Source organism: uncultured Microbulbifer sp., from assembly GCF_947489355.1.
Classification (GTDB): Bacteria; Pseudomonadota; Gammaproteobacteria; order Pseudomonadales; family Cellvibrionaceae; genus Microbulbifer.
On the sequence record NZ_CANLDD010000080.1, the window covers coordinates 1 to 11384 of the forward strand.

At 45.5% G+C, this 11384-nt stretch carries 14 protein-coding genes; all 14 read right to left on the reverse strand.

Annotation, left to right across the window (positions count from 1 at the left end):
- Window positions 1-83 precede the first annotated feature (83 nt).
- The gene (locus Q1A48_RS19410; protein ID WP_299948240.1) at window positions 84-635 is read right to left on the reverse strand and encodes a YcxB family protein; all 552 of its coding nucleotides are present in this window, start codon (window positions 633-635) and stop codon (window positions 84-86) included.
- 279 nt (window positions 636-914) lie between these two features.
- Complete coding sequence (locus Q1A48_RS19415; protein WP_299948242.1) at window positions 915-1436, reverse strand: hypothetical protein; 522 nt, start codon at window positions 1434-1436, stop codon at window positions 915-917.
- A gap of 54 nt (window positions 1437-1490) precedes the next feature.
- Window positions 1491-2117 carry a DUF998 domain-containing protein gene (locus Q1A48_RS19420; protein WP_299948244.1) on the reverse strand — a complete coding sequence of 209 codons (627 nt, stop codon included), beginning with the start codon at window positions 2115-2117 and terminating at the stop codon, window positions 1491-1493.
- A gap of 117 nt (window positions 2118-2234) precedes the next feature.
- The gene (locus Q1A48_RS19425) at window positions 2235-2612 is read right to left on the reverse strand and encodes a D-Ala-D-Ala carboxypeptidase family metallohydrolase (protein ID WP_299948246.1); all 378 of its coding nucleotides are present in this window, start codon (window positions 2610-2612) and stop codon (window positions 2235-2237) included.
- Window positions 2613-3072: 460 nt separating this feature from the next.
- The gene (locus tag Q1A48_RS19430) at window positions 3073-3462 is read right to left on the reverse strand and encodes a hypothetical protein (RefSeq protein WP_299948248.1); all 390 of its coding nucleotides are present in this window, start codon (window positions 3460-3462) and stop codon (window positions 3073-3075) included.
- Window positions 3463-3478: 16 nt separating this feature from the next.
- On the reverse strand, window positions 3479-3856 hold the full coding sequence (locus tag Q1A48_RS19435; protein ID WP_299948250.1) for a D-Ala-D-Ala carboxypeptidase family metallohydrolase: 378 nt from the start codon (window positions 3854-3856) through the stop codon (window positions 3479-3481).
- Between the two features lie 111 nt (window positions 3857-3967).
- A complete protein-coding gene (locus tag Q1A48_RS19440) occupies window positions 3968-4570 on the reverse strand; it encodes a hypothetical protein (protein WP_299948252.1) in 603 nt (200 codons plus the stop codon).
- Window positions 4571-4818: 248 nt separating this feature from the next.
- Window positions 4819-5208, reverse strand: coding sequence for a hypothetical protein (locus Q1A48_RS19445; RefSeq protein WP_299948254.1), 390 nt, complete (start codon window positions 5206-5208; stop codon window positions 4819-4821).
- 953 nt (window positions 5209-6161) lie between these two features.
- Window positions 6162-6647 carry a hypothetical protein gene (locus Q1A48_RS19450; RefSeq protein WP_299948256.1) on the reverse strand — a complete coding sequence of 162 codons (486 nt, stop codon included), beginning with the start codon at window positions 6645-6647 and terminating at the stop codon, window positions 6162-6164.
- 401 nt (window positions 6648-7048) lie between these two features.
- Window positions 7049-7579 (reverse strand): hypothetical protein, encoded by a 531-nt coding sequence (locus Q1A48_RS19455; RefSeq protein ID WP_299948258.1) that lies wholly within the window; start codon window positions 7577-7579, stop codon window positions 7049-7051.
- Between the two features lie 555 nt (window positions 7580-8134).
- On the reverse strand, window positions 8135-8551 hold the full coding sequence (locus Q1A48_RS21985; RefSeq protein ID WP_366523450.1) for a type II secretion system protein GspG: 417 nt from the start codon (window positions 8549-8551) through the stop codon (window positions 8135-8137).
- A 710-nt stretch (window positions 8552-9261) separates the two neighbouring features.
- Window positions 9262-9507 (reverse strand): Imm32 family immunity protein, encoded by a 246-nt coding sequence (locus Q1A48_RS19460; RefSeq protein ID WP_299948260.1) that lies wholly within the window; start codon window positions 9505-9507, stop codon window positions 9262-9264.
- A gap of 350 nt (window positions 9508-9857) precedes the next feature.
- On the reverse strand, window positions 9858-10646 hold the full coding sequence (locus tag Q1A48_RS19465; protein WP_299948261.1) for an MBL fold metallo-hydrolase: 789 nt from the start codon (window positions 10644-10646) through the stop codon (window positions 9858-9860).
- 369 nt (window positions 10647-11015) lie between these two features.
- The coding region (locus Q1A48_RS19470) for a D-Ala-D-Ala carboxypeptidase family metallohydrolase (RefSeq protein WP_299948263.1) at window positions 11016-11384 on the reverse strand (369 nt) is incomplete at its 5' end.

Here is an 11384-nt window from a genome sequence, read left to right on the forward strand (position 1 = left end):
CGTGAACTGAACCTGACCTGACAGACCACCGTCAGAAAAACCGGTAACTGTCAGATCAAGTCTGAACTACTACACTTAATACCTCAAGAAGGGGCGCCGCTTTGCGACGTCCCACTTGCTTTACTCGTTACATTTGAATAACGCTCTGATATATATTTGTAGAAACCATCGGGATCTTCAAGCTTCGATTCTGGAAATACATATGCATAGGTTGTATCCAGATAGATCATGATCATTCCTTGCGCCCGCTCTATTTTCTTAACAATTTCCCAAGATTGAGTTCCCTTGTAACCCCTCCCTTCTGAATTGATTCCAGAGTCATCAAATGTAAATTTGTGGCTTCCGCAGAAAGTGCCTTGATCAGACGGCTCGAATGCTCTTCTGATTTTAAACATATTAAAGATAAACAAGGTCGATATGAGTATAAAAAACACGCTGACAGAAATGGCTGTGAACCAATGAAAAGTACTATGCCGGTTGAAGATTGACAGAAATACGAATGCAATAACCATCCAGATAAGCATATTTATCCAAGGGCTATCCATCCATGTTTTCAGATGCTTTGGTAGCTCCTTCTCGATATAGCTTTGATATTGCTTCCAATCTTCTTTTTGTAGTGTGATTTGAATTTCCATACTCACCTAGAAATGTAACATTTAAATACTGATCACCGTGACCACTATTATCCTGATTACTGCCCCGGAATCAATTCTGCGCCGTTTACTCACAATCCGCATTAGAAACAGCTACTTACATAAATTTGGTACAATCGTGCAAAATACCATCACTCTCTCCAGAGTAAAAAACCGGCTCAGTGGCCGGTTTGGGTGGCTGGGTGGCTGGGTGGCTGGGTGTCTGGGTGTCTGGCAGAGACAACTATCGCAGTCACACTTCAAACTTGACACTAGGCGTTTTTATGTACATTCGTACTCCATCCACCAACCTTCCGTTAACAACCTGATTTCCATGAAGTCTTCTCCATTGTTTCGTTTTCCATAGGCGGCTGGGGGATGTAAGCCTTTAACAATATTGAGAAGACAGCCGGATATGCCTAAGCCAGAACGATGAGCCATGATGTAGTAATCAGATGGTGGGCAATATGTGATTCTTTCGCTTCCGGTGCTGCTAAATAACTCTAAGTATTTCGAATATTTTTTTGGTTCTATACCAACCTTGTCGAGTACCTGATCTATATTCATTTTTGTTTGGTAATCCTGTGAATGACTCCATTTCCCCGAGTATTCCCAGTATTGCCCAATATTGTCAGTTCCAACGCTAAAACATCTCTCTCCAATAAGGTCCTTTTTGACCATGTTCGTTAACATCTCATACGAACTAGCATTCTTTTCAAACTGATTTTCAATCGCATCCAGATCTGCCGGTTTTCCACAGGACGTGAGCGCGAAAATAGTTAAGAATATGAGTGCGATCTTCATTTTAGGTTTATGTAGTAGTGGTAGGGCGGCCAATTACCCTAAGAAGCATCAAGCTTAGCTTGACGCACTAACGCCTCCAGAAACGGCGCGCATTTCAGTATCCGATTTACTTGACTTGTTTGCTACAGCTACCAATTGATAAGCCGCAAAGCCATACCAAGCTAAGGTAATAAATACCCATATTCTTTGGGTTAGTCCCTTAAATTCAGTTGGCATAAACCCATAACTATAGAACCAAAAAAAGGTGACGTGAGTTAGGGTAACTAGCACAGAAATATTCTGAAATTTCTTAGATCTGTAATAATCCCCCATTTCCAATGCAAAAAGTACCGGGACTACGAGCAATATAGTAGTTAACCCATAGATATCATGGAGAGGGCTAATAAGAATAAATATACCGGCTGAAATCCAAGTTAAACCAAATGCGAACATGGTAACAAAAGTAAACTTAGCTTTAGCAATCGATAGACATGCGAATGCAAATGCACACATAGAGAGACCGATCAATATATCTGCAAGTCGATGTGAATATGCAAAAAACTGAGTTTCCAGCGCTAGTTCACTAATATGCTGGGATATAATACTATATCCAGATACTAATAGCCCAATGGTAATATTATACAGCGCCAACACAGGGATAAGTATCGCTTGCTTAACTAACAGTAAATTCCTTTTTTTCAATGAGTACTCCAAATTTCGTAAGGAAGCTAACATTTATATACTGATCACCATGACCACTATTATCCTGATTACTGCCTCGAAATCAATTCAACGCCACCCCCTTCATACGCTCCCCCCTCAATAACTCCAGACAGTAGGCCGTGTACGCTCACCCGGTATAGGCCCAAGGTCATCTAGATGGAGGAATCGCCCGCTATGTGGACCATGCTGCTTTACCCCAATGCCAGTGAACCCTTCCTCTATAGCGATACCCAGCAGCTCATAGGCACGCCCACCAGAAACTGATACATCCACAGCCTGCCCGGTAGTGTGTGTTATGGTCGATCCGATCTTGGCGCAGTGGTCCTGGCAGCGATAACCGGAGGTGATCACCATCGGCTTGGCAAACTGCTCCCTGACTCTGATCAATCGGCGCAGCGTGTCATCCGAGAAGTGGAGTTTCCCGCAACAACGGCAGGACAGCTCAGCTTCCGTGAAGTAGGCGTTATCGATCATGGGATTACCAGATACGAAAAAGCCCGCACTGGGAGGATTAGGAATGAAGATAAGTTGAAACTCCCAACATTTGACAAAATTTTTTGATTAGCGGATACTTTTCACTCGATAAACAAAAAGAGAAAATGATTATGCAAACAGAAACTGATATCCAAGCTGGTCCCGATGCTCGAGTGGATCCCTTTCCTATTGGAAGATAAACATAAGCTAAAACACTTCATGGCTTTTAATAAGCAACGGAGCGTTTAATTCGGGAAGCATTTCTCGAAGCGACTTTTTTGTGAAGCAGTCGCTTTTAAAATTGAAATCTCTTAGCATAAAAAAGCCCCGCCGGATTAATCAGGCGGGGCTTTCAAAAGGGGGGGGTATGGTCCCGCTGCGCATACTTCGCGACAGCTTAGCTGAATATCGTATCTTCACGCCTAGGCTGTCAATACATACAGCTTATGTTTAAATACAGTTATGCGGCATTATCCGCCAGATAAAGTGCCTCTACCGTTCCCTCGATTAAGTTACACATATTCTCCACCCAGGCTTTGGATCGCTTCACCCTTATGCAGGTCTCTCGCATTTCCCACCGGTAGTAATACCGCAACCAAAAAACAGATCTCTCCAGCGCAGCCTTTTTCTTATCCTGGCGCCTGGCTATCACATTCAGGTAAGCCAATACTGCAGCATCCGTAAGGGCTGCTCTCTCGTAATCTATCGGGTCCGGGCTCTCCCTGCATCCTGATAGCATCCTTCGGCCAAATGCCGCCATACGAGGCCAGCTCACTGAATCCCCCGCACGTTCAGGGTAGGCCCTGGACCACTCCCACAAGCGCTCGCGAATGCTGATTTCATTTATCATCTTTTCCCCATCTCGATTAACCAACAAATTGTCGGAATCTCTTACGCTCACCCGGTATAGGCCCAAGATCATCCAAATGCAGAAATCGCCCCTTGTGTGCTCCCTTCTGCTTTACGCCAATGCCAGTGAGCCCTTCCTCCAGCGCGATCCCCAGCAGCTCATAGGCACGCCCACCAGTAACTGATACATCTACAGCCTGCCCGGTAGTGTGTGTCATGGTGGAGCCGATCCTGGCGCAGTGTGTAGGACAGCGATAACCGGAGTTGATCACCATCGGCTTATTGAATCGTTCCCTTACCCTGATCAATCGGCACAGCGTGTCATCCGAGAAGTTGAGCTTCCCGCAGCAACGGCAGGACAACTCCGCTTTCGTGAAGTAAGCATTATCGAGCATGGGAGTACCGGAAAAGAAAAAGCCCGCACTGGGCGAGCTTAAGAATGATATAGTTGGCAGAGTATCGTACTCAGGAATTCTATCAATTGCTTATCAGTAAGCAGCGAGAGTTTAAATACAGTAAATTAATAAACCATGATTGGCTTTAGAGCATTCCGACAACAGGTTTTTGTACTCAATAAAATCCTCATTTATATCTTTCCAAACGCTCAGAATTTCATGCTCAGTCCATGGGCTTCCTTTTCCGCAATTACCATTTTTAAGCATCTTTTCAATAGCCATTTGATCGAAAATATCATCTGATAAGTGATCACACAGAAATTCATTCGTTAATTTTACGGATTCCGGCGTTATAACATACGGTGAAACCCACCCTACATCAATACTGAGACTAATTTCCGAACTACCCAAAATAGACATTCCCTCGGGCCAACCCATATTTATTTCAATTAAATCATGAAGCATCGAAATTTTAGATTCCAAGGGAATTATCTTTCTTTCTAGATCACTTATATTTAGCTTGGGTACAGTCTCCTTAACACCCAAAGCTGCCTTAAATTTTTGAATCAATGTCTTGGGCCTATTCTCTTTCAAGCGCTCTAAATATTCATCAGTATCCTCTGGCGCATGTAAGCGAAAGATAAGGCATTCATTTTCGAGAATCTTTGAAAGGTTTTCTTCTGATACCGACTGTAATGAATATGACTGACTCACAATTCCCCGCACATAACAATTATTTAGCAATCATCGAGGGTACTATTATCAATCACGCAGATCAACATCCAATCACACCCCTAGGAGCATACCCTATGATCCATAGCCTAAAAAAGCCCCGCTGGCTTAACCAGATGGGGCTTTCAAGAGGGGGTACGGTCCCGCTGCGCATACTTCGCGACAGCTTAGCTGAATATAGTATCTTCACGCCTAGGCTGTCAATACATACAGCTTGTATTTAAATACAGTTATGCGGCATTTTCCGCCAAATAAAGTGCCTCTACCGTTCCCTCGATTAAGTTACACATATTCTCCACCCAGGCCTTGGAGCGCTTCACTCTTGCGCAGGTCTCTCGTATCTCCCACCGGCAGTAATAACGCAACCAAAAAACCAACCTCTCCAGCGCAGCCTTCTCCTTGTCCTGGCGCCTGGTTATCACATTCAGGTAAGCTAGTACTGCAGCATCCGTGAGGGCTGCCCTGTCGTAATCTGTCGGTATCGGGCTCTCCTTGTGTCCTGATATCATCCTTCGGCCAAATGCTGCCATACGGGGCCAGTTTACTGAGTCTCCCGCACGCTCAGGATAAGCTCTGGACCACTCCCACAGACGTTCTCGAATGCTGATTTCATTGACCATCTCTCCCCCTATGTCGATTAACCAACAAATTGCCGGAATCTTTTAGGTGGCTCAGCCTGGTGTACCTCCGCCGTCCATACATCCATACGGAACTGGTTGAGCTTGGCTTTGAGGTTGTCGATAGCCGCGCTGGGTATCCGTGCCCTTCTGCTTCTGCCATCTTCCCCAGCCAGTTTGAGCCTGGGGACAGCGACCCGAATGCACCTGTCTGCAACGCGCGCAGTAACCCTTAGCCTTTGTCGGCATTATCAGTTGCTCCTGCCACTTCAAGCGTTTATGACTGTAGTACCAGTTCATCGCCTACAAATAGCTGACCGTATTTTCTAGATTGACTATGGTATGCACTTGTCGGTTGAAACTGGAAAAGAGTAAGATGATCAAGCCTAGAGGCGATTGTTGTTACTATTTCTCATCTGTGGGATCTGTGGTTGAAAGTAACTCTAACTCTCGTCTTTTACGTTCAATAGACACAAAGAAAAAACAAGGAGATACATAATGCGTACCGAAACTGATATCAAAGCTGGCCCTATCACTGATAATGAAGGCGAAGCAACAAGTTCCAATTGAAGCCTTACCAACTTGCAATTCGCCTGTGAAATCTGTGATTATAAATAACTCTAACTCTCGCCCTTATCCTTCAATAGAAACGTAAAAACAAGGAGATACATAATGCGTACCGAAACCGATATCAAAGCTGGCCCTATAACTGATAATGAAGGCGAAGCAAGAAGTTCCAATTGAAGTCTTGCCAAATAGTGCTCGAAGAAAAGCACCCAAAGAGAGGTGCCTTAGACACCTCTCTTTAATGAAATCTTGCCTTCCACCGATATACGTTAATTACAACCGATGCAGTAGCTCATTTGCTTTTGTCAGCATTAGTTGGCGCTGTTACTCTCTCGCCATCTTGCCCAGTTTTTTCTCCAGCTGGTCCAGGTCGTGCTTGATGCTAATCATCAGCCAGAGGCTTTCTTTTTTGCCTCTCTCAAAGGCTTCAATAGGTGATTGCTGATCCCGTAGGAGCCAAAGAAAAACACCACAACAGCCATAAAGGCACCGATCATCAGCGAGGAGCTGGCCACCAGCCAGACAAACCTGGCGTACTCGGGCTGGAAGGGCCAGATCACTACCGATGCCAGCACCAGAAACAGCTCGACACGAATGATAGCGATAGCCACCTGGCGACGGGTCAGGCTGCGCTGGGTGTTTTCGCTCGCCGTATTCCGTGCGTGCTCTGTCACGGTGTCGATCAGTTCTCCATACGCAGCCGCCTGCCTGGCCACCAACTCAGCGTTATCCCGCACCCGCTCCTGCTCGGTATAAGACAAGTCATTGATAAACCCACCGGCACGCACCAGCAGCCCGCGGTCCTTATCCAGAATGTCGTCAACGGGCTTGGCATTGCTGCTGAAAATACCCTTAACTGCACTCCAAAAGCTCATAACGGCCTCACTTGGCAATGGTTGTAGGGTTGCCACCCCCAGTGGTACTGGGAGTGGGGGTTGGCTTATTGATCTTGCCGGACGTTGGTGGCAGACTTTTTGGCCTGCTCACGCACAAATTTGTTGTGCCGGTTGCGGGTAATGACCGCGTAGCCGCCTAACATTTATATAGTGATCACGGTGGCAAAGTTTTCTTTGATCCCTATTTCAGAGCTTATCCAATATTTTCGAATAGCGGCGTTGCTGACCCTAGATCACATAGCCGCCAACTATAACTACTTGGACATTTTCGTCAAATGACAAAATCCTTGCTCAATTGATAAAATTGGTGTGTCCTGCGCTGGATCAGCTCATGAATATGTGCCTGTAACGCTGATGGGTACGGTAACCGGCTTTGCAGGTTACGAGCCCACCCCCACAAAGCTGCTCACCATGGCCCCCTGGGAGGCGATAGCGATCTCACCTGAGTCCCAGCACTCGGCCAGGCGGCAAGCAGTGCGGTGCAGCTCAGGCTCTCCACACTCCATAAGTTCAGCCGTATTGCGGCACAGCTTGAGCAGAAAGGCCTGAGCATAGTCTCGTGCGGTGATGCGACCCTCTATAAGCAAATTAATTTGGGTAGTGATGATCAGCAACAGGAAGCGCCTGCTGTGAGCCTCGGGACAGTTACCCAGACCACTGCTATCCGCCTCAGCGTGGCAGCGATAACAGAGATGCGCAGCCATGGCATCGTGGGGCTTGATCCCCCTGCCTTTGCCGTAGCTGTGGCTGCGCTGGCCCTGGTAGTGGGCGGCCACGGTACTGCCCTCGTTATTACCACAGCGGACGCAATCACGGCCTTTGGCCAGCCTCAGTAGTTTCGGGATGCGGGTGGGTTGCAGGTTCACTTTGTCTCTCTGGGTATCTCCAGCCAGATCACTGAGCCCTTCCATACGTCCGCCCCTCTGTAGCTCTAGGTTGTGGAACCTGGGGAAGTAGCTTTCTCCAGGCGTAAAAAAACCGACTCAGTGGCCGGCTTGTTTATTTAAGTGTAAATGTTGCAGCAAGCGCAACATATCCTTATTTGTCATGTAATTTTAGTAAGCCCATGTTCCATTCTCTGAGAGCACTAACTCTCCTGATTTATTTAAAAATTCTAATTTGCCATCAAGATAAAGAAAATATTCACCATTCAGTGTTTTGAATTTGTACCCTTGATGATGGCATGGTGTAACGCCATCGGTACAAGTTGAAGATAAACTTTGGCCTAGATATTTAACCTTATTATCAGTGGCAAGCTCGGTTACTAAAAAACTCTTGGATCACAGGTGACTTCACCTTCTTTACATGGGGTTATATCAATCCGACAAGTATCAGAAATCAGAGATTCAGCATTAGCACATGAAAATACTAAAAAGAATGCAATTATTAAAATGCACTTCATAGACTATGTACAGTAGTGATAGGACAGCCGGTTACCCTAATTGCCCCCACGCAGAGCCGGACGTTTACCGTGTCCCGGTTGCTTGATTTGTTATGCATTTGCCATCAGATGAATAAAAATCTTTTTCGTGATCTTCTTCACCTCCAGGGACACCGTCACTACCAAACGACCAAATAGAAAAGCAAGAATACTTCTGTGCATCATATCTCGAGTAATGGTACTTGTAACCCCAAGGGTCTTTGGGGAGTCGTCTAAGGTAATCAGCTGCAACTATGTTATTTAGCCCTACGTTTGTAGTTGGATATGCTCTGTTATCGAGGCCATACAAGGCCACAGCAGTAGTTAAAGTACGTATATCCACCATAGCAGTTCTACAGTTATAACAACGATGGTGCGAGCCTCCGTTCAAAAAGACAGGTACTAGAACCACTGCGAGTAAGGTGAGCACTACACCAAGCACAACCCCTAAAATAAGCCTCATAGATCTCGATTACCTCTTGCTTAACATTTATATAGAGATCATCATGACCACTATTATCCTGATTACTGTGTCGGAATCAATTCTGCGCCGTTTACCAACAATCCGCATTAAAAACAGCTACTTACATGGATTTGGTACAATCGTACAAAATATGACCACCCCCTTCAGAGTAAAAAACCGGCTCAGTGGCCGGTTTGGGTGGCTGGGTGTCTGGTAGAGACAACAATCGCAAGGTAGCTGATTTACACCCCTAAAACGGAAAAGTAACAAAAAGGCGTCAGCCAAAAATAGGGGTGGACACCCCCAAGTTAGGGGTGGTTTTTTAGCCCCTCTGGCTGACCGTATTAAATGGCGTATTGCTCACAATAGAAACCCGGATAGACGGATTTTTTCTCTGAAAAAGCCACCAATAAACCAAAGAGTAGTGAAGAACCAAATAGTAACAGCGAACAACCTGATGCCCTCGGCATTCCACCTGGGCACCAACATATTGATAATGAAGAATGACTTCCAGCCCTCTACCCACTGTGCCCCACCCCAACTGATAATCCATTTCCAGAAAAGACTATTGAGTGCAAAAACAAATATCCATTCCGTGTAGCTCATAGAAATTTAACACTCTGATATGCAGCGCGTTGCGCGTAGTGTGGGCCGTCCAATGTAACCCCACAGGTCTGGGAAGAACAGCATCAACTTGTTATGTTTTTCAACTAGTTACCACCCCAACCATAAATTATTAAATGGTTAATCAACGCATGAGACTCTTTGCCTCCATGAATCTCTCCGGATAATTCATTGCCACCCCAGTTTTCGGTCATGAAATGATCATGTGACTGCCCAGATTTCTCCGCTTCAGTCGCTATTGATTCAAGGCGGGAAGCTAGCCAACGAAGCTTTTCGGGAGAGCCATGAATGAAAATTTGCTCGGCATCCTTATCTCTTTCTACTGTTAGCATTTTAATTCCCAAGACTCGTAACATTGATATAGTGGTCACCGTGACCACTATTATCCTGATTACTATCCCGGAATCAATTCTGCGCCGTATACCCACAATCCGCATTAAAAACAGCTAGTTACATAGATTTGGTACAATCGTACAATATATGAACACTCTATCCAGAGTAAAAACCGGCTCAGTGGGTGGTTGGGTGTCTCGTAGAGGCAACAATCGCAAAAACACCTAAACCATGTAACCTCAAAATTAGCGGAGATGCCCTTAAAATTTCACCAACTTCGAACTGCCGTATGCAGACCCGCATGCAGTGTGTTGTGGGGGCCGAGAGCTAGATACGCCCGGCTACCCGATTATGCGCCACCTGACCTACCCAAGATAGCGATAGAACGCTCCACAAATAATCTTTCAGCTTTCTTAGGCAAAAACGGGGAGCGTTTTTCAAAATTAAAGTGTTCTAGAATATTACGCAATTCCTTATCTAAGAGCATTTCATCAATGGACTTATTTTTCTTTCTAAGTTCATCGACGCGAGCCAGCCAATTTAGGGTATGCTCTTTATATCCTTTCAGGATACCCTTACTAACAAGTCTTCCATGGCCTGGGACTATCAGGCTATCTTCACCACCGATATGCAAAATTGAATCAATTGCAGCTATAAATCCATCTACACCGCCAGCGTAAAATGTAGGATGCCAATTTGCATCGAATATATCACCCACAAAAATGCTATTGCTTTTCATGTGATAAAATATCAGGTCATTTGAACTATGAGAAACTGCCCGGTACTTCTTCAGGAATTCAAAATTAAATTCATTTATTTTAGCTTCCCTTTTAAGAAAGTACTCATTACCACCGGAGTGATCACCATGCCCATGCGTATTTAGAACGTATAGATCCTTTACTCCATATTCATCTTGAATTATTTGCTCTAATTCTTGAAGTTTATCTTCTCCCGGAGCCGGGTCGATTAGAATTAACTTCTCACCATCTTTGAGAACACCAATATTGGTGCTGTTTTCCTCAATGGCGGTTAGGAGAAGCGCCCCTTCACCTAATTTTACCTTACGAAATTTTGTATCTGATTCAGCAAAACCTAAGACTGAAACCACCATAGCAATCAAGCTTATAACGATTTTCACTTATTTCCTCGAATTTCTAATAAATTACTGAACGCATGATCAGCACATAACCTTTATATACCCATGACGTTTGAGATTTAGGTCTAGGAAAACCTACTCGATGCGGGCTTTTAAAGGTTTTTCCTCATCTTCAACACCTAAATCCCAAACGATTTGGGTATATAGCGGTCATCGTGACCACTATTATCCTGATTACCGTCTCGGAAGCAATGCTGTGCCACTCCCTTCACCCGCCCTACCTTGGGTAACTCCAGATTGTGGGGCCGGTACGCTTGTCCGAAATAGCTCCAAGATCATCCAGGTGCAGGAATCTGCCGCCATGAGGACCATGCTGCTTCACCCCAATGCCGGTAAAGCCTTCCTCTATCGCTATCCCAGCAGCTCATAGGCTCGCCCACCAGAAACTGACACATCCACAGCCTGCCCGGTAGTGTGTGTCATGGTCGATCCGATCTTGGCGCAGTGGTCCTGGCAGCGATAACCGGAGGTGATCACCATCGGCTTGGCAAACTGCTCCCTGACTCTGATCAATCGGCGCAGCGTGTCATCCGAGAAGTGGATTTCCCCGCAACAACGGCAGGATAACTCCGCTTCCGTGAAGTAGGCGTTTTTGAACATGGGGTTACCAGATACGAAAAAGCCCGCGCTGGGCGGGCTTGAGAGGTAGTGTTCAGAATTCTGTGTCATTTCTTTATCATTAGCAAAAAAGAGATGACCTATGACCAAACCTACTTTCGA